Raw genomic sequence first — 19,854 nt, 5'->3', positions numbered from 1 at the left:
TTTTTAGTTTAATATTTCTTTTAAAAAATATAAGCCTCTTAGATTAAATTTGAATTCATCCTTAGACGAGTCAAGATAATTAATTAAGTCATATTCTTCTAATTTTGACCTCAAATCAGTTGTAAATCGAATGGAATTATGCTTAGGTTGGGTTGAGCGAGCAATACTTTTTAATTGCTTCTTATCACTGGGTTTTATATCTTTATTTAACTGATTGAAATAAATATCGTCATCTGTTGAAAAGAGATCTATAAATCTTTCTCCGCTTATATCGTCATGTATTTCTGTTCTATACAGGTATGTGTCTTCATCTATTGAGTTTTCTATATCAATAATCATTTGTTCATTTTCTACGGACAATCGTTCATTCTCTATAGATAATGCTTCATTATCTATAGATAACTGCGCGCTTGTCATGGATAGGTCGTTGTTTTCTATAGATAGCCGTTTGTTTTGTGTGGACAACCTGTTGTTTTCTTTTGATAATTTTTCGTATTCAGCTGATTTAAATTCATTTCTAGAATTTAGATCTACATTATCGGATTCGAGTTTAATGATTTTGTCGTTTAAAATACTATTGTGCTTTGAGGATATTTCCACTTGCTTCTCTAAGGATAATATTTTATCATTTAAAAACGATTTTTCGACATTTCCAGACCTAACGTCTTCATTGTCTTTTTCTAATTTAAGTATGATTGCTTTTTTCTTTAGTTCATGCTCCTTTACATCATTAAATATATCTTTTCTTTTCTTTTTTGCAGCTGTATGAAACTTCTCGATGTGCATAATTCCGTATGGAAGTATTGTGGTGTATATTATAGATATAATTAGAGGGGCAAGTATTGTCCAATAACTACAATATTCGCTACTTATAAGCTCGACAGTATTTTCAATTGACTGTTTCGAATAGATGAAAATAACAATTGGCTTCCAATTGTATGCAATAAATGAAAAAATAAAAGCGCCTGTTATAGGTGTTTTTATTCTTTCTCTCGAAGTTTCGAGCATCTCTCGAAAAAAAGAAATTAATTCGCTCATTTGTTATTATTTTAACAAACATAACAAACTTTATTTTATCAGATGAATAAAAATCGAAATAGTATTGACGTAAATATTAAATCGGATGCAGAAATGTAAAAGTGATAAAAAATAGAAAAGAGTATTTCTTTAAAATTTCATTTACAAAACAAGCCACTTAAAACAGAATATGAAGTTTCTCTTCTTACCTTATATTTTTCATGTTTCTCAAAAATTTTTTTTACGTCTATTTTCTTGATGTCTTTCAATCCAATTTGATCATCGCTTGAATAGTCAGGAAAAAAATCCTTCAAATAAGCTTTCATAGCTATAGTATCACTAACTAAAACTCCATGATTAGTAAATGGTGGAATCAAATAATATTCTTTTATCCTTACATTTTCGAAATTCAAATAACTTACAGAAACAAAAATATTTATATCCACAAACGAACGATGTCGGTATTTTCTTGTGTTAACTTTTCCACCTCATCTCTCAACATCCAACTATTATAATTATTATCAATCAAACCTCTTACTTTTCTTCTATAATTTCCATTAGGATAATCTACTTTGACTCCAACAAAATTATTATAAATTAAAAAAGTACTACCTTTGATTATACCGTCCTTTTCAGTTGTTTCAATATCTAGTACACTAATTGGCATATCACATCTAATATTTTTTGCTTTGCCAGAAGTATGTTGTATAGATATTTCAGTCTGCTTATAACTTCTAACAGTATCAATTCGAATTACAAATTCTGGTCTATTTTCAAAATAATCCATTTGATATTGTTTTTCAGCAATTTCATTAGCTTTAAATGAAATGTAAATTGCCGTTAAACCTAAAATAGTTGAGCAAGCAATCGTGAAATAAATTTCATTCTTTTTTAAATTTTTTCTTTTTAGAGTTTTCTTAATTTTTTTAAATATCTGAAGAATTATCTTTTTTATGATCATAATATTATAATAAGCATTTTAAGCTCAAATAAATTAAATATTATTGAGATATAATTCCGTAATAATACGCATTATTACATTTTATAACTGTTCATTTATTAAGAGAAAAAAAAAGAATCTTTTACTTAAATGTTGAGTTAAGCGATTCTTTAGAAGAAGAAATAGTCATTATAAACCGACTCAATCATATATGACATAAAAAAAGCGGCTTTATTTCTAAAGCCGCTTAAAGTACTAAGGGTGAATGAGGGGTCTCGAACCCCCGACCTTCGGAACCACAATCCGACGCTCTAACCAACTGAGCTACAATCACCATTTGATTACGGGTGCAAATATACGGCAATTTCCGTATCCCGCAAGCATTTTAAAAAAAAAATTATATTAAATTTCCTAAACTATTGACAGCCAAATATCTCTCCACAGTAAAACCTTCGGCATAATCCGTTCCGATCAGTCGTCCCAGGTCCTGCGAGCGATAATGCAGGCTATCCAAAAAGTTTTTTGTTGCAATTGGCGTCGTTGGTTCGTTCGAATTGGGCTCGTAAAACTGCGAACCATAAGCTAAAATCGCGGCCACTTTTTTATCGATAAACCCCGTCACGTCCACAACAAAATCCGGATTGATACTTTTCCACTGAATATAATGGTACACCACTTTTGGTCGCCAGGCTTCCTGAGCCACTCCATCCACTTCCGTTTCGATACGGCGTAAACCCGAAAGGAAACAAGCATCGGAAACCAATTTGCTTCCTTTTCCATGATCAATATGTCGGTCGTCAATGGCATTACACAACACAATCTCCGGACGGTATTTCCGGATCATTTTGATCACCTCCAATTGATGCGTTTCATCATTGACAAAAAAACCATCGCGGAACCGCAGGTTTTCCCGTATCGAAATTCCCAGGATTTCGCCCGCTTTACGCGCTTCTTCATCCCGGATTTCGGCAGATCCGCGGGTTCCCAGTTCGCCACGCGTTAAATCGATAATTCCCGCTTTTTTACCTAAACTAATTTCTTTTGCCAGGGTAGCACCGCATCCCAGTTCTACATCATCAGGATGCGCCCCAAAGGCCAGTATATCTAATTTCATTTTATTTTTTATAACTAATTATACTACTATTTTTTTCATGGTCATCGATTTGTTAAGTGTCTCGAAAAACTCTTTTTCCGGCACACTGTCTTTGGTAATACCACAACCGATATACAGATGAATGTTTTCTTTTTTTATTTTCATACAACGCAGGTTAACATATAAATCGGAATGCTCACTCCTACCCGTCGAAAAATTCTTATTGAGTTCACCCAAAAATCCAGAATAAAATTCCCGGTCGTACTCTTCGTTTTCCAGAATAAAATTGCGGGCGGCTTCTTTTGGTAATCCGCAAACAGCCGGTGTAGGATGCAAAATTTCAAGCACCTGTTTCAGACTTTCTTTGTCATTTAAACGCGCCGAAATATCTGTTTTAATATGCAACAAATTACCTGCTCTGGCCGTATACGGACTGGATATTTTTTCTTCCGATGCCCAATCTTTAAGATTGTCCAGAATAAACTCCGTTACATACTGCTGTTCTTCGATTTCCTTCGGTTCCCAATGTACTTTTTCGGTGCCTTCATACAGCTGTGTTCCGGCCAATGCTACGGTTTGCAACTGATAATCTTTTACTTTTAGCAGTTGCTCGGGCGTGGCGCCCATCCACATTCCGACTTTCGGATGGTAAAAACAATATTTAAACGCTGTCGGATAGTTTGCCAGTAACCGCGGAAACAAATGCTCCACGTCTTTTGTGGTTCCGCCAATTTTTTCCTTTCGCGAAAGCACCACCTTTTTAAAATGCCCGGCATGTATCGCCGCGACACCTTTTTCTACCAACTGCTCAAAATCTTTTTTTGCCGTTTCATCATAGTCTTGTGAAATGGCTCCTTCTTCCGGAATAGCCGGTAGTTCGTATTTCTCCGTTATAATCTCGGAATGTTCTTCCGGGATCAACACATAATTTTCACCATCAAACGGAGCCATAATAAAGCCCATTTCGGAAAAACTTTCGGCCAAGTACACATGATCATTCACCTGAAAAAGGCCAATGATTTCGTCGGAACCCGGTTTTGAATAAATGACAAACGGCAGGTTTTGCCCCTGGTGTACTTTTACTTTCAGGAATAAATCGGTCATGACGCTCTTTTTGGTAAAACCATATTGGTGAGTTTACAAAGGGAAATCAGGTTTCCTTCTTCATCCGTGATTTTAATTTCCCACAGATGCAGACTACGCCCTTTGTGGATAATTCGGGCCGTTCCGTAGACAATTCCTTCCCTTTTGCTTTTGAGGTGATTGGCCGAAATTTCGATACCGCGTACCTCTTGTTTTTCCGGATCGACAAACATGATGGAAGCCGCACTTCCCACGCTTTCCGCCAAAGCTACGGAAGCTCCGCCGTGCAACAACCCCATAGGCTGGTGTACGCTGGGATTAACAGGCATTTTGGCTACTAAAAAATCTTCTCCGGCATCTATATATTCAATTTCTAAGGTTTGCATCAATGTATTTTTCGACAAATGATTGCAAAGCTGTAGTACTTTTTCTTTATCAAATGACATAAACTATATTTTGAATGGTAAAAATACAAAATCAAAACTGAAGTAAGAATAAACTTAGCCGTCGAACGTTATATATAAATTGTAATTTAAGTATAATTTAACATCCAAAAATTAGTATTTTTACCAAAAATCAGAAACATGCGTCATTATTACTACGTCCTTGTCACCCTTTTACTTATTGCCCTGAGTTCCTGTCGAAATGATTTTTCTTTCGAACCGAGTACCGGGAATCTGGAATTTTCGAAAGATACGATCTATCTGGATACCGTTTTTACGAATATCGGTTCCAGTACCTATACGTTAAAAGTGTACAACCGCAGTAATAAAGACATTAAAATTCCAAGTGTCCGATTGGGACAGGGCGATGCGTCCAAATACCGATTAATGGTCGACGGAATTCCGGGTAAAGTCTTTAACAACGTAGAATTACTGGCCAAAGACAGTATGTATATTTTTGTGGAAACCACCATTAATTACAACGATTTTTCCGCTCCGGATGCCCAATATTTATACACCGATAAAATCGAATTTGACTATGGTACCAACTACCAGAAAGTCGACCTGGTAACCCTGGTCAAAGATGCCTATTTTATCTATCCGGGACGTACCAACGGTGTATACGAACAGGTTGAAGTGGGCGTTGATGAAAACGGTAATACCCTAACCACCCGTGGTCGGAATCTAAACCATAGTCATCCAACCAACGGTGACGAATACCTCTGGAAAAAAGACAAACCCTATGTAATATATGGTTATGCCGCAGTACCAACCGGTGAAACGCTCAACGTACAAGCCGGTGCCCGGATTCATTTCCATGCCGAATCCGGTTTGATCGTACAACAGGGGGCGTCATTAAAAGTAGCCGGAACCAAATCGGTAACCGAAGCACTGGAAAATGAAGTGATTTTTGAAGGCGACCGCTTGGAACAGGATTTTTCGGAAGTTCCGGGACAATGGGGAACCATCTGGTTACGTAACGGTAGTACGGCACACGATTTAAAAAACCTGACCATTAAAAATGCTGTGGTTGGTATTTTAACGGAAGGAAACGATGGTACCGACGAAACCCTAAAATTGACCAACGTACAGATTTATAATAGCGCTAATGTTGGTTTACTGGCTCGAAATGCCCATATCAAAGGCGATAATATTGTGATCAATAGAGCGGGACAAGCCGCGCTGGCTTGTACTTTTGGTGGAAAATACCTATTTAGACAATCGACTTTTGTGAATTATTGGTCGCGTCCGAATCAGGTGGCCGTAGCGATCGATAACGGTTCCGATCAGCAATTGATTCCATTGGAAATGGCCCAATTTGACAACTGTATACTGTTTGGATCGAGCAATATTCCGCTTTCGATGACGCGATATAACTCGCAAGCTTTTAACTTCCGATTCAACAACTGTCTGATCAAATTCTTTGATGTAGCACAGCAGTTTTCGAACAACAACCTATATCCGATTGCCAATACCACCGATTACAGCAACTGTCGTATTGCCGTAAATTCCAATTCGTTTAAACCGGATTTTAAAAACCCGAACAAAAACCAATTGATCATTGGTAATAATTCTGATGCAAAAGCTTTTGGAACAACTATGACCAATCCGTTTTTAGAAGATATCCTTGGAAATGTACGTCCGAACGGAGGTTCCGATCTGGGTGCTTACAATCACGTAGTATTCGAGAATTAACCGCTAAAAAATATAGCTGCTGAAATTGTCTAATTGACCGAATTAGATTAATTTTGCATTTTTAAAAACAACACACTAACAACACACACAATGATTCATTTCTTCGGAAACCAGACCAACACGGTTTTTGCAGTACAATCGCAAAACGAGCTTTCGGCTCAGGACATTACGAAATTAAACTGGCTGTTTGCAAGCACTTCTGAAAACCCTTGCACGGTTGTTAACGATACAAAGGCATCTCTGGATGCTTTTTTTGTTGGCCCACGTGCCGCCATGATCACACCATGGAGTACCAATGCCGTTGAAATTACTCAGAATATGGGAATTTCCGGTATTATCCGTATCGAAGAGTTTGAAAAAGCAACGGACGATTTTAATGATTTCGACCCGATGCTTTTCCAGAAATACACCAGCCTGAACCAGGATATTTATACCATCAACATCCAACCGGAACCGATACTGGAGATCGAGGATATCGCAGCCTATAACCAACAAGAAGGTTTGGCTTTAAGCGAAGAAGAAGTAGATTATCTAAACCAATTATCGGCTAAATTAGGTCGTAAATTGACCGATTCGGAGGTATTTGGTTTTTCACAGGTAAATTCGGAACACTGTCGTCACAAAATCTTTAACGGAACCTTTGTGATCGACGGAGAAGAAAAACCGACTTCCCTTTTCAAGTTGATCAAAAAAACATCGGAAACCCATCCAAACGATATTGTTTCCGCCTATAAAGATAACGTAGCCTTTATCAAAGGCCCACGAGTACAACAGTTTGCACCTAAAACAGCAGACAAACCGGATTTTTACGATGTAAAGGAATTTGATTCTGTAATTTCGATAAAAGCCGAAACCCATAATTTCCCAACCACCGTAGAACCGTTTAACGGAGCCGCAACCGGTTCGGGAGGAGAAATCCGCGACCGACTTGCCGGAGGACAAGGTTCCCTGCCATTGGCCGGAACAGCCGTATATATGACCTCTTATTCCCGATTGGAAGATAACCGTCCGTGGGAACAGGCAATGGACGAACGCAAATGGTTGTACCAAACCCCAATGGATATTCTGATCAAAGCATCTAACGGAGCCTCCGATTTCGGAAACAAATTCGGTCAGCCTTTGATTACCGGTTCGGTATTAACCTTCGAACACGAAGAAGAAGCCCGTAAATTAGGTTTTGATAAAGTGATCATGTTAGCCGGAGGTATCGGATACGGAAAAGAAAGTCAGGCGAAAAAATTAAAACCAGCTATAGGCGATAAAGTCGTCATCCTTGGAGGCGAAAACTACCGTATCGGTATGGGTGGTGCAGCCGTATCATCGGCCGATACCGGAGCTTTTGGTTCCGGAATCGAATTAAATGCGATCCAGCGTTCGAATCCCGAAATGCAAAAACGGGCAGCCAATGCCGTACGTGGTTTGGTCGAAAGTGACCACAACCCTATCGTATCGATTCACGATCACGGTGCCGGAGGGCATTTAAACTGTTTATCAGAATTGGTGGAAGAAACCGGTGGTAAAATCGATCTGGATAAACTACCGGTTGGCGATCCTACGCTATCGGCAAAAGAAATTATCGGAAACGAATCTCAGGAACGTATGGGATTGGTAATCGGTGAAAAAGATCTGGATACCTTACAACGTATCGCCGACCGTGAGCGTTCGCCTATGTATGCTGTAGGAGATGTGACCGGTGATCATCGTTTTACATTCGAATCGGCTACAACAGGTGCTAAACCAATGGATTTTGCATTGGAAGACATGTTCGGTAGTTCTCCGAAAATGATCATGAGCGATAAAACCGTAGCGCGTAACTATAAAGATTTAGCCTATACTACTGCTTCAATTCCAGACTATCTGAATCAGGTAGTACAATTGGAAGCCGTAGCTTGTAAAGACTGGCTTACCAATAAAGTAGACCGTTGTGTGGGCGGACGTGTTGCCAAACAGCAATGTGCCGGACCGTTACAATTACCCCTAAACAATGCGGGTGTTATGGCCTTGGATTTCCAGGGTAAAGAAGGTATTGCCACCACTATCGGACATGCTCCGGTTTCGGCTTTGATCGATCCGGTAGCGGGAAGCCGTACTGCAATTGGAGAAGCCTTGTCCAATATTGTTTGGGCACCGTTAAAAGACAAATTAGCCGGTGTATCCTTATCGGCCAACTGGATGTGGGCGTGTAAAAACGAAGGTGAAGATGCCCGTCTATATGAAGCAGTAAAAGGTTGTTCCGATTTTGCCATCGAATTAGGCATCAATATTCCAACGGGGAAAGATTCCCTGTCGATGAAACAAAAATATCCGAATGACGAAGTAATCGCACCGGGAACGGTTATTATTTCGGCTGCGGGTAACTGTACCGATATCACTAAAGTCGTAGAACCGGTGTTACAACGCAATGGTGGCGCGATTTACTATATTAACCTGTCGCAGGATACGTTTAAATTAGGCGGTTCTTCCTTTGCTCAGATTTTAAATACTATTGGTGATTCCGCACCAACGATTACCAATGCGGCTTACTTTAAAAAAGCATTCAATTCCATTCAGGAATTAATTACACAAGGACATATTCAAGCCGGACACGATATCGGAAGTGGTGGTTTGATCACTACCCTTTTAGAAATGTGTTTTGCCGATGTGAACCTTGGTGCTTCGTTTGATTTATCCGTTTTAGGAGAATCCGATACCGTAAAAGCTTTCTTTAATGAAAACATCGGATTGGTATTCCAGGCTGACGCTGAAGCAGAAACGATCTTAAATAACAATGGCGTTTCCTTCTTCAAAATCGGACAAGTGGTAGCCGGAAACACGGTAACGCTTACCAACAACGCGGATACTTTTACGTTTAACGTAGCCGAATTACGCGATACGTGGTATAAGACATCTTTCCTTTTGGATCAGAAACAATCCAAAAACGGAATGGCACAGGAGCGTTACAGCAACTATAAAAACCAACCGTTAACTTATACTTTCCCTTCACATTTTGATGGTAAAAAACCGGTTATCGACGCTTCGCAACCACGCCCAAAAGCCGCCATCATCCGCGAGAAAGGAAGTAACTCCGAACGCGAAATGGCCAACGCTATGTATTTAGCCGGATTTGACGTAAAAGACGTTCATATGACGGACTTGATCTCGGGTCGTGAAACATTAGAAGATATCCAGTTTATCGGCGCCGTGGGTGGTTTCTCGAATTCGGATGTTTTGGGATCGGCCAAAGGTTGGGCCGGTGCTTTCTTATACAACGAAAAAGCCAATACCGCACTAAAAAACTTCTTTAAACGCGAAGACACCCTATCGGTAGGAATCTGCAACGGTTGTCAGTTGTTTATGGAATTGGAGCTGATCAATCCGGAGCACGAAGTACATGGAAAAATGCACCACAATACCAGCGGTAAACACGAAAGTATCTTTACTTCTGTGACCGTACAACCAAACAATTCCGTAATGCTATCGTCGTTAGCCGGAAGTACATTAGGCGTTTGGGTATCGCATGGTGAAGGTAAATTTAAACTACCGTATGCAGAAGATCAATATCAGATTGTCTCCAAATATGCCTACGAAGGCTATCCGGCCAATCCAAACGGTTCGGATTACAACACGGCCATGCTATGCGACACAACCGGTCGTCATTTGGTCATGATGCCACATATTGAACGTTCGACCTTCCCTTGGAACTGGGCGCATTACCCAGCCGGTCATCAGGATCAGGTATCCCCTTGGCACGAAGCCTTTGTCAACGCCAGAAAATGGATTGACGCTAAAAATAAATAAAACAGAAAACGCCCCGAAATCGGGGCGTTTTTTATTTCAGACCGAACAAATCGTTGTTCTTTTCTCTTTTTTCTTTATTCTTACAATGCTACTCTTCCTCCTCCATCGTATGAGACTTCGAATACGTACGCCATTTTTCGATACATTCTTTCATATCCTGTGGCAATTCGGTATCAAAGCGCATAAACTCTTTGGTTGTCGGATGTTCAAAACCAAGCGTTTTTGCGTGTAAAGCCTGTCTGGGCAAGGTTTTAAAACAATTATCGATAAACTGTTTGTATTTCGTAAACGTCGTTCCTTTTAAAATCAGGTTACCACCATAACGCTCGTCGTTAAATAACGTATGTCCGATATGCTTCATATGCGCGCGAATCTGATGCGTACGACCGGTTTCCAAAATACAGGAAACCAGGGTTACATACCCAAAGCGTTCCAGCACTTTATAATGCGTAACGGCGTGTTTTCCAAAATCTTCACTATCGTAAACCGACATCTGCATACGATCTTTCATATGACGGCCAATATAACCTTCGATTGTTCCGCTTTCTTCTTCGATATTGCCCCAAACCAAAGCCACATATTCCCTTTCAGAAGTCTTATCGGCAAACTGTTTGGTCAGATATGCCATCGCATGATCCGTTTTGGCCACTACCAGTAAACCCGTCGTATCTTTATCGATACGGTGCACCAATCCTGGACGCTCACTGCTATTCATCGGAAGATTTTCAAAATGATAGGCCAAGGCATTCACCAATGTACCGGTATAATTGCCGTGTCCCGGGTGAACTACCAATCCGGCTGGTTTGTTGATTACCAATAATTGATCATCTTCATAGACAATATCCAGCGGGATATTTTCCGGAATGATTATATTTTCGAATGGCGGTTGTTCCATCAGAACGCGCACCACATCGAACGCTTTTACTTTATAATTGGATTTAACCGGAATATCGTTTACAAAGATATTTCCGTTGGTGGCCGCCTGCTGAATTTTATTTCTTGTCGCATTTTCAACAAGGTTCATCAAAAACTTATCCACTCGCAAAGGCGCCTGACCTTTGGCTGCTTCGAACCGATAATGTTCAAATAATTCGCCTTCTAAATCGGCATCCTCAATATTATTATTCTGCATTACTTTCTGTTGTCTTTTCTTTTACCGGAATACTATCCGTTGTTGTTTCCTCTACATATCCGGTTTTACCGTCACCCAAAACCAAATCAATTTTAGATGCTTTTAATACTTTATCGCCGGCTTTTAACGGTTTTCCGTTTTGTTTCATTTCCAAAACCACATCTTTCGCCATATACGACACATACTTAACCGTACCTTCGTCCAATCCTAATGCCCGTAGCGTCGACAATGACTGACGATACGTTTTCTGGATCAGATCCGGAACCGTTACCTGCGAATAGCCACCGGAGTTTACTTTCACATAGACTTTACGACCATCTTTTACCGTTACACCCGGAAGCGGATCCTGTTCTACGATCGAATATGGCGGGAAATCCGCTCTAAAATCAACCGTATCCAGCAAATGGATTTCCAGGTCGATATCGTTTAATTTTTCTTCGGCTTTTTCAACGCTCATTTTGCCCAGATTCGGCACCGGAATTTCTTCCCCGTGATTGGTGGCATAACCCAGCCATTGCATTACCAAAACCACAAAAACAATGATAATAATTAATGCTAATGCTAAATGCTTAAAGAATGTAAAACTAGTTAAAAACTTTTTCCAGCTCATAGATATTCGAATTTTGGCAAATATATAAAATACTGGAGGTTTTACTTTCATAACCCCTTATATTTTATATCACAAACCAACATGATTCAACAAATAATAATACTTTTGTAGTATACTAACTCATTATTCAAACGGAACAAAATGAAAAATGTTGCCATTATCATGGGAGGCTATTCCAGCGAGTACCAAATCTCCCTTACCAGTGGAAATGTGGTCTATTCTTTTTTAGACAAAACAAAATATAACGCCTATCGTATCCATATTTTCAGAGACAAATGGATAATGGTCGACGACAATAATACCGAATATCCGGTAAACCGTCATGATTTTACCGTAGCCTACCAGGGGAACACCCTATCGTTTGATGTTGTTTTTAATGCCATTCACGGTACTCCGGGTGAAGACGGACTCATGCAGGCCTATTTTGAGTTATTAGGAATTCCGCAAACGTCCTGTGATTATTATCAGGCGGCGTTAACATTTAACAAGCGTGACCTGTTATCGGTTTTAAAGCCCTATGGTATCAAAACCGCTACTTCCTACTATTTGAATCTGGGTGATGCTGTCGACACAGCTACCATTATCAAAACCGTAGGCTTGCCGTGTTTTGTAAAACCAAATAAATCGGGTTCCAGTTTTGGTATTTCCAAAGTAAAAACCGAAGCCGAATTATTACCGGCCATCGAAAATGCCTATAAAGAAGATAACGAGATCATCATCGAAAGTTTCCTTGACGGAACCGAAGTTTCTGTTGGTGTGATCAACTATAAAGGAACGATTACCGTTTTACCGATAACGGAGATTGTTTCCGAAAACGATTTCTTTGATTATGAAGCCAAATATCTTGGAAAATCACAGGAAATCACTCCGGCTCGAATTGCTCCGGAACTAGCCGAAAAAGTAAATGCAGTGGCCAAACGCGCCTATGAAGTGCTAAAAATGAAAGGCTTTTCGCGCAGTGAGTTTATCATTGTAGACGGCGAACCGCATATGCTCGAAATGAATACGATTCCGGGATTAACCACCGAAAGTATTTTACCGCAACAAGCCCGTGAAGCCGGAATTTCGCTTACGGATTTATTTGACAACGCGATTACACTAGCCCTGAAATAATATGAGAAAAGCCATCTTTCCCGGATCTTTCGATCCGATTACTCTCGGACATTATGACATCATTAACCGGGCTTTACCGCTATTTGATGAGATTGTTATTGCCATTGGTGTAAATGCTGAAAAAAAATATATGTTTTCGCTGGAAGACCGTTTGAAATTTATCACTGATGCGTTTCAAAACGAACCCAAGATAAGTGTGGTTACCTATACCGGTCTGACGATTGATTTATGTCAAAAACTAAATGCACAATTTATTTTACGTGGGCTTCGCAATCCGGCCGATTTCGAGTTCGAAAAAGCCATTGCACATACCAATCGTAAGCTATCACAGATTGAAACGGTCTTTTTATTAACTGCTGCCAGCACATCTTATATCAGTTCCAGTATTGTTCGCGATGTGATCCGGAATAACGGTAATTATCGTGTCCTGGTGCCCGATTCGGTAGTTCTAAAATAAAAAAGTCGCCCTAGGGCGACTTTTATTTTTTATAGGGTATCGGTTGACTATTGTTTTACAATTTTCTTAACCAAAGTACCTTCTGCTGTTTCTAAATTCAACATATAGATTCCGGTTGCGAATCCAGAAATATCAATAGTATTTCCGTTGTTTACCGAAACGGCAAATTGTTTTCCGGATACGTCTACTAAAGCCGCTTTGTTAATTTGCAATTCGTTAGGCATTTGCACAGTTAGAGAACCTGAAGTTGGGTTCGGGAAAACAGATACTAATTTTGAAGCGAATTCATTCACACCAAGCGTTGTTCCAACAGCGTTGATCACCATGTGTACATCCGGGAAGTTAATCGCCGCTACGTCTGTAGGAGTAGCAATACTACAAGCTGTTGAAGCAATATAACTTGGTCCGGTTTGTGGTGCTGTATTCGATCCTAAACTGATTCGCACTCCGGTTGCTCCGGCTGCATATCCTACTTCAACTACCAATGTTGAATTAGCAGGAACCGTAGCTGTTAGCGGCACCGATACAATGGTTCCAACATTAGCCGCCTGAACCGTATAGTCTGCCTGTCCTAACAATGTATATCCCGTAGCAGGGAATCCTGTAGGGAAAGTAGCTGTAGTTGAATACGCCTTAACGGTTACTACATAACCACTTGGAGCTGTTAATGACGCTACTCCAAACTGAATAGCGGATAAATTAAAACTTGAAGTCACCCCCATTGCAGTCAGATTAAAAGCTCTGTAATAACGGTTGTCACTAGATGTACCAGTACTGCTGTTTCCACACGCTACAGTATTACCATCAATTGCCTGAGAACTCGAATGAGTTAGCACAGTTTGTGCATTTATAGCAAGGGATGTTAAACAAAATAATACTAAAAGAGTAATTTTTTTCATGTTTAAATGTTTTTTGAGTTACAAACGCGAATCTAATCATAAAAAAAATAATTCCCTAAAAAAAGTAGTTAATTTAACGAAATATCCTATAAAAAAGAGTAATTAAAAATTATACTCCCAAAACACAATCTAATTAATAAAAAAGTTGCTCCTTCAAATTTCGATTTTGACTTATAATTTCAATAATAATACGTGCCCCTTTTATTCGAAAATCAGATAATTTACAACGCAATAAATCTTACTTTTACCACGAACAAATACAAAAAGTATAAACCGCACTATTCGAATGAAAAAAACATATAAAATTGTATTTCTTTTTTTGCTACAATGCCTTCCATTACTGGCACAGCAAAAGTATGCAACACCCTACGAAAAAGGCAATGGAAATCAGACGGCTACCTACGAAGAAACCATAGCTTACTATGAAATGCTGGACCAAAACTTTGAAAGCGTTTCCATGCGAACGATGGGATTAACCGACAGCGGCGAACCATTGCATATCGTAACTTTTAACCCCGGAAAATCTTTTGACTTTCCATCGCTTCAAAAAGACAAAGCCATTCTTTTGATCAACAACGGAATTCATCCCGGAGAACCCGACGGTATTGATGCCACGATGATGCTGTTCCGCGATCTGGCCACCGGAAAAATTGCGCTTCCAAAAAATACGGTTGTGGTAACGATTCCGATTTATAATATCGGTGGTGCGCTAAACCGGAATTCCACGTCGCGTGTCAACCAAAACGGGCCGGAATCTTTTGGTTTTCGTGGTAATGCCCGCAATTATGATCTGAACCGGGATTTTATCAAATCGGATACCCGAAACGCCCGCAGTTTTGCTGAAATCTTCCAATTGGTTTATCCGGATGTTTTTATCGACAACCATGTCAGTAACGGTGCTGATTACCAGTATACACTAACCTATATTGCGACACACTATCAGAAATTAGGCGGAAAAGCCGGAACCTATTTTAACAGCGAAATGTACCCGGCCATTTTAAAAGACCTGCAATCCAAAAAAATAGAACCGGTACCTTATGTGAACATTTACAATAAAACACCGGAAAACGGTTTTGCTAAAAATATGGAAACCGCTCGTTTTTCGACCGGTTATGCGTCTTTATTCAATTCATTTGGCGCTATGGTCGAAACCCATATGCTAAAAAAATACAGCGATCGCGTAAAAGTGACGTACGACTATATGTTGAGTACGCTTCGTTATACAGACGCGCATTATCAGACGATAAAAAACATCCGCCGGGAAACCCTGGAAGCTTATAAACCCAATGCAAAATATACGGTAGAATGGGAAATCGATTCGGCTAAAGTGACTCAGATTCCGTTTTTGGGTTATGAAGGCAACTACAAACCAAGCGACGTTTCGGGCAAACTGCGTTTGTATTATGATCGGAGTAAACCTTTCAAAAAAATGATTCCGTATTATGAGCTTTATAAACCGAAAAAACAGGTCACTATTCCGGAATATTACGTCATTCCGAAACAATGGTGGAATGTAACCGATTTGCTACAACTCAACAATATCGCCATGAAACGCCTGCAACAGGATAGTATTATCACGGTTGAAAGCTATCGAATAGCCGATTATAAAACCGGAAATTCTGCTTTCGAAGGTCATTATGCCCATTCGAATACCAATGTCGTGAAAACCACGGTAAAACAAGCTTTTAAAAAAGGAGATTTTCTGATTCCAACGCAACAAAAGAATGTCAAATTCCTATTGGAAACTTTGGAACCCGAAGCCGTAGATTCGTATTTTAACTGGAATTTCTTTGATGCGATTTTACAGCAAAAGGAATACTATTCGCCTTATGTTTTTGAAGATGTGGCCAAGCAATTGCTACTGGACAATCCGGAACTGAAAAAAGCACTGGACGAAAAGCGAAAAAGCGACCCTAAATTTGAAAATAGCGGCGAAGCGCAACTGGATTGGGTCTACCGCAATTCGAAATACTACGAAAAATCACATATGCAATATCCAGTTTATCGCATTGTACATTAAAAAAAGCCGGAGATTCCGGCTTTTTTTATTCAGTTACCTTTTCGGTTTCGAACAATAATTTGATGTTTTCATAGGAATTGGTCAGTGCTTCTTTGATTTCATTCGGTTTTAACCAGGCGACTTTTTCGATACCTTCTTCAATCTGACCCTTCGGAATACCATCAAAATCCGTTTTCATTTCAAACCAATGGGTCACTTTTAATTTATAACGACCGTTTCGTTTAAAAATATGATAGGTTTTTTGCAGTTTTTGCACAATCTTCAAACCGGTTACGCCGGTTTCCTCCTCTACTTCACGGATGGCTGTTTCGTCGATTTCCTCCCGCTTTTCGATGCCTCCTTTTGGCAGGTCCCATTTCCCGTTCCGGAAGATAAAAAGCACCTCGCCTTTTTTATTGTAAACCAATCCGCCACCGGCTTTTACCACCGGAATTTTGGCTTTTAGTTTTTTCATAATTTCCTTTTCATCAGGATAATACAAAAAAGCTTTTGGAATCTTATTCTGAAACATTTTTACAATAACTTGCTTGATATCCACACTTTCCAAAAGAAAAAGCTGAAAATCGGTTTCTTTAACAATTTGATTTGTCAAGAAAAGTGGTTTGTCGTTCACAAAAACTTTATACATTTGTACTATGATTTTTAATACAGACACAGCTAAAAAAACTGCCGAATTGCTTTTACAAATAAACGCAATTAAATTAAATCCAAAAAATCCTTTTACATGGGCTTCTGGATGGAAATCGCCAATTTATTGCGATAACCGTATAACGCTTTCATTTCCACCGATCCGGAATTATATCCGTGACGAATTTGCCAAACATATTGAAAAAGAATTTGGCAAGCCCGATGTGATTGCCGGAGTGGCAACCGGAGCTATTGGTATTGGAATACTGGTAGCGGAATACCTTGGACTTCCTTTCGTTTACGTACGCCCGGAACCTAAAAAACACGGTCGTCAGAATCAGGTGGAAGGTTTTTTACAAAAAGGACAAAACGTAGTGGTTATCGAAGACCTGATCAGTACCGGAAAAAGTAGTTTAATGGCCGTTGAAGCCTTAAAAGAAGCCGGAGCGAATGTAAAAGGAATGGTGGCCATCTTTACCTATGGTTTTGATTTGGCTCAGGATAATTTTAAAGCGGCCAATGTCGACCTTTATACGCTTGGAAATTACGACACGCTTTTGGAAGCGGCTGTTGAAAAAAAATACATCACCGAAGAAGAACACGAAACCCTAAAAGAATGGCGTCAGAACCCTTCCACCTGGGGAATCGAAGTGTAATAAACCTAATTTAGCAAAAAACCAATACAGAATATGAATTTAGAAAGCCCAAAAGTTAACGTAGAAAAATCCGCTCAGTATTTATTTGATGCGCTTACCGATGTAAAAAACTTTGAGAAATTAATGCCCGAAAACATTGCTAAATTCGAAGTATTGGATGAAAACGCTTTTATCTTCGGATTAAAAGGTATGCCGGAAATCAAATTAAAAATGAAAGATAAAGTGGCGCCCAACAAAGTTGTTTTAGGAGCAGCGAGCGACAAATTACCTTTTACGTTAACCGCTAACATCAACACGTTAACGGCAAATACCTCGGAAGTTCAATTGCTATTTACAGGCGAATTTAACCCGATGATGGCCATGATGGTAAAAGGACCTATCGGTAAATTTATCGAAACCTTAGCCGGAAATATGAATAAGCTATAATCGTTCGATATATAAAATTATAAGGCCTTTTAGTTTTCTGCTAAAAGGCTTTTTTATTAAATCTTCACAGGACAAATATTCAGAATTATTTAACTTATATGTTAGTGGCAGTACTTAAACCTATGTTAACAACTTTGTAAGAATATATCATGTTAAATTAAAAACATTTATATTTTTACATAAAAATACATCATATGAATTTAATTGATTGGTTAGACTTCGGAAAAGTATCAGCAGAAAGAGATGAGTTACTTATAAAATATTTTTACGATAATGGAGTATTGAGAAAAATTGTTAGTGATAATTTATCCTTTTTGATATTAGGAAGAAAAGGAGCTGGTAAAACTGCTGTCTTCAAATATTTGACTGAAAACCCAAATCATACAATTAATGACAATGACGTTTTAATTCCGTTGTCATTTGACAATTACAATTGGAATATCCATTCACTTTTAACAAATAGCGACAAAGCAGAATCGCATTCTTATCGTCAATCTTGGAAATTTGTTATTCTTGTAGAGGCAATCAAATGTATAACTGAACACTTCAAGAATAAAAAGCAACCAATTCCTCAGAAAATTGATAGAGCTCACAAAATATTAGAAAAATTATTTGATTCACCAGTTCCTACAATTTATCAAATAATTGGTAAAAAGATTTTATCATTATCTAAATTCTCATTACCGAAAGCTGGCGTTGATTTAGAATCAGGTTCATTAGATTCTTTTGAACTCGGAGGAGGAGAGATTGAATTCGATGAGGTAAAAAGTAATAAATCACTCCAACAGTCCTTATCCGAAAACATAGAAAATCTTATTAACTTTCTAGACAATGCTCTTCAATCTGTTAAGAATAAAGACTTTAGAATTTTCATATGCTTTGATAAAGTTGATGAAGCATGGGACGAAGTCTCATATGATTCATCAAAAAAAGTAATTGCAGGTCTTGTAAGTGCATGCGATTCATTAACAATCCAATACAAAGGATTTTTACGACCCATAATATTTTTACGTGAAGACATATTCGAAGTTTTAAGCTTAAATGATTCAAATAAACTCAGAGAAGATTGTGGAGAACTATTACATTGGAATAGAAACTCCATACAAAAAATGATATTAGCTAGAGTAAATCATTTTGCACAAGAAAATGGAATAGATTTATTCTCAGATACAGAAAATCTTTTTGAAAATAAAGAAATGCGTCAAAGAGCAAAGCCATTTAACTACATCATAAAACGTACAATGATGAGACCTAGAGATGTTATTGCTTTTTTAAGTCGAATTCTTGATGCTATGAAAGATAAAGCAAACGATCCTTTTGGTGACACAGAAGTATTTTTCACAACTATTGATTCAGCATCTATTTATAATGCTGAACCTGGGTATTCAGAATGGTTAAGGCAAGAAATATTAGATGAATGGAGTGTTCAGAATCCAATTATAGCAGACTTATTAAATAGTTTAAGAAATAATGCATCTACTAATTTTACAACTACTGAGTTTGAAGTTGAATTAAAAAAACTTAGACCTGCCACTAATAGTTCCGAAATTTTTGAATACTTAAAATTCTTATTTGACAATTCTATCATAGGTTTCAAACTTGGAAGTTCTACAGAGTGGAGATTTAAATGCTTTTATCCTTCACAGGGCTTTCTTGCATCATCAGAATATCGAGTTCACGAAGGATTGGTCAGAGCCCTTAACCTAAAAGAGAATAGAGAATAAGATTAATACTGCTATTAACAGTGTTTTTTACTCTATTACTCATATAAGTTATAGAATCACACTTCACCTGTACTAACTACATTATTACAAAAAAAGTTAACTCAGATTCAATTTCTACTACAGTCGCGAAGACCAAAACGTT

At 38.6% G+C, this 19,854-nt stretch carries 18 protein-coding genes and 1 tRNA gene; 8 read left to right on the top strand and 11 right to left on the bottom strand.

Going from position 1 to position 19,854, the window contains the following annotated elements; all coding sequences use genetic code 11:
* Window positions 1–3: 3 nt before the first annotated feature.
* The 7 genes from ABFU83_RS04300 to ABFU83_RS04270 form a co-directional block, all read right to left on the bottom strand.
* Complete coding sequence (locus ABFU83_RS04300) at window positions 4–1,038, bottom strand: hypothetical protein (protein ID WP_347069209.1); 1,035 nt, start codon at window positions 1,036–1,038, stop codon at window positions 4–6.
* 137 nt (window positions 1,039–1,175) lie between these two features.
* On the bottom strand, window positions 1,176–1,463 hold the full coding sequence (locus ABFU83_RS04295; RefSeq protein WP_347069208.1) for a hypothetical protein: 288 nt from the start codon (window positions 1,461–1,463) through the stop codon (window positions 1,176–1,178).
* Window positions 1,454–1,978 carry a hypothetical protein gene (locus tag ABFU83_RS04290; protein ID WP_347069207.1) on the bottom strand — a complete coding sequence of 175 codons (525 nt, stop codon included), beginning with the start codon at window positions 1,976–1,978 and terminating at the stop codon, window positions 1,454–1,456. Before ABFU83_RS04290 ends, ABFU83_RS04295 begins: the two co-directional genes overlap by 10 nt.
* Window positions 1,979–2,216: 238 nt before the next feature.
* Window positions 2,217–2,292: transfer RNA gene (locus ABFU83_RS04285), tRNA-His, on the bottom strand.
* A 62-nt stretch (window positions 2,293–2,354) separates the two neighbouring features.
* The gene (gene bshB1, locus ABFU83_RS04280; protein WP_347069206.1) at window positions 2,355–3,071 is read right to left on the bottom strand and encodes a bacillithiol biosynthesis deacetylase BshB1; all 717 of its coding nucleotides are present in this window, start codon (window positions 3,069–3,071) and stop codon (window positions 2,355–2,357) included.
* 18 nt (window positions 3,072–3,089) lie between these two features.
* Window positions 3,090–4,154: a chorismate-binding protein gene (locus ABFU83_RS04275; RefSeq protein WP_347069204.1), complete on the bottom strand. Its 1,065-nt coding sequence runs from the start codon at window positions 4,152–4,154 to the stop codon at window positions 3,090–3,092.
* The gene (locus tag ABFU83_RS04270) at window positions 4,151–4,579 is read right to left on the bottom strand and encodes a PaaI family thioesterase (protein ID WP_347069203.1); all 429 of its coding nucleotides are present in this window, start codon (window positions 4,577–4,579) and stop codon (window positions 4,151–4,153) included. Before ABFU83_RS04270 ends, ABFU83_RS04275 begins: the two co-directional genes overlap by 4 nt.
* Window positions 4,580–4,717: 138 nt before the next feature.
* On the opposite strand from ABFU83_RS04270, the gene ABFU83_RS04265 reads away from it, so the two are divergent.
* Entirely contained in the window at window positions 4,718–6,271 is a 1,554-nt protein-coding gene (locus ABFU83_RS04265; protein WP_347069202.1) for a hypothetical protein, read from the top strand.
* A gap of 90 nt (window positions 6,272–6,361) precedes the next feature.
* Window positions 6,362–10,048 carry a phosphoribosylformylglycinamidine synthase gene (purL, locus tag ABFU83_RS04260; RefSeq protein WP_347069201.1) on the top strand — a complete coding sequence of 1,229 codons (3,687 nt, stop codon included), beginning with the start codon at window positions 6,362–6,364 and terminating at the stop codon, window positions 10,046–10,048.
* An 88-nt stretch (window positions 10,049–10,136) separates the two neighbouring features.
* Here purL and ABFU83_RS04255 read toward each other — a convergent pair whose 3' ends face one another.
* On the bottom strand, window positions 10,137–11,180 hold the full coding sequence (locus tag ABFU83_RS04255) for an RluA family pseudouridine synthase (protein ID WP_347069200.1): 1,044 nt from the start codon (window positions 11,178–11,180) through the stop codon (window positions 10,137–10,139).
* Window positions 11,170–11,790, bottom strand: a complete 621-nt coding sequence (locus ABFU83_RS04250; RefSeq protein WP_347069199.1) for a PASTA domain-containing protein — start codon at window positions 11,788–11,790, stop codon at window positions 11,170–11,172. Before ABFU83_RS04250 ends, ABFU83_RS04255 begins: the two co-directional genes overlap by 11 nt.
* 141 nt (window positions 11,791–11,931) lie before the next feature.
* Here ABFU83_RS04250 and ABFU83_RS04245 point away from each other — a divergent pair, with 141 nt between their 5' ends.
* Window positions 11,932–12,903, top strand: coding sequence for a D-alanine--D-alanine ligase (locus ABFU83_RS04245; RefSeq protein ID WP_347069197.1), 972 nt, complete (start codon window positions 11,932–11,934; stop codon window positions 12,901–12,903).
* A 1-nt stretch (window position 12,904) separates the two neighbouring features.
* Window positions 12,905–13,360: a pantetheine-phosphate adenylyltransferase gene (coaD, locus tag ABFU83_RS04240; protein ID WP_347069196.1), complete on the top strand. Its 456-nt coding sequence runs from the start codon at window positions 12,905–12,907 to the stop codon at window positions 13,358–13,360.
* A gap of 47 nt (window positions 13,361–13,407) precedes the next feature.
* On the opposite strand, the gene ABFU83_RS04235 is transcribed toward coaD, so the two are convergent.
* Complete coding sequence (locus ABFU83_RS04235) at window positions 13,408–14,259, bottom strand: T9SS type A sorting domain-containing protein (protein ID WP_347069195.1); 852 nt, start codon at window positions 14,257–14,259, stop codon at window positions 13,408–13,410.
* 286 nt (window positions 14,260–14,545) lie between these two features.
* Here ABFU83_RS04235 and ABFU83_RS04230 point away from each other — a divergent pair, with 286 nt between their 5' ends.
* On the top strand, window positions 14,546–16,279 hold the full coding sequence (locus ABFU83_RS04230) for a M14 family metallopeptidase (protein ID WP_347069194.1): 1,734 nt from the start codon (window positions 14,546–14,548) through the stop codon (window positions 16,277–16,279).
* A 25-nt stretch (window positions 16,280–16,304) separates the two neighbouring features.
* On the opposite strand, the gene ABFU83_RS04225 is transcribed toward ABFU83_RS04230, so the two are convergent.
* Window positions 16,305–16,907 (bottom strand): NUDIX domain-containing protein, encoded by a 603-nt coding sequence (locus ABFU83_RS04225; protein WP_347069193.1) that lies wholly within the window; start codon window positions 16,905–16,907, stop codon window positions 16,305–16,307.
* A 7-nt stretch (window positions 16,908–16,914) separates the two neighbouring features.
* Between ABFU83_RS04225 and pyrE the strand changes: the two genes are divergently transcribed.
* The 3 genes from pyrE to ABFU83_RS04210 all read left to right on the top strand — a co-directional run bounded on the left by pyrE (window position 16,915) and on the right by ABFU83_RS04210 (window position 19,712).
* Entirely contained in the window at window positions 16,915–17,562 is a 648-nt protein-coding gene (gene pyrE, locus ABFU83_RS04220; protein WP_136401882.1) for an orotate phosphoribosyltransferase, read from the top strand.
* Between the two features lie 33 nt (window positions 17,563–17,595).
* On the top strand, window positions 17,596–17,988 hold the full coding sequence (locus ABFU83_RS04215) for an SRPBCC family protein (RefSeq protein ID WP_136401883.1): 393 nt from the start codon (window positions 17,596–17,598) through the stop codon (window positions 17,986–17,988).
* A 194-nt stretch (window positions 17,989–18,182) separates the two neighbouring features.
* On the top strand, window positions 18,183–19,712 hold the full coding sequence (locus ABFU83_RS04210; protein ID WP_347069191.1) for a hypothetical protein: 1,530 nt from the start codon (window positions 18,183–18,185) through the stop codon (window positions 19,710–19,712).
* The last annotated feature ends 142 nt before the right edge of the window (window positions 19,713–19,854 follow it).

Origin of the sequence: Flavobacterium sp. WV_118_3, assembly GCF_039778605.1 — a bacterium.
Lineage (GTDB): Bacteria > Bacteroidota > Bacteroidia > Flavobacteriales > Flavobacteriaceae > Flavobacterium.
Note: the sequence above shows the minus strand (reverse complement) of the source record. Positions and strands in the feature narration are given on the sequence as shown.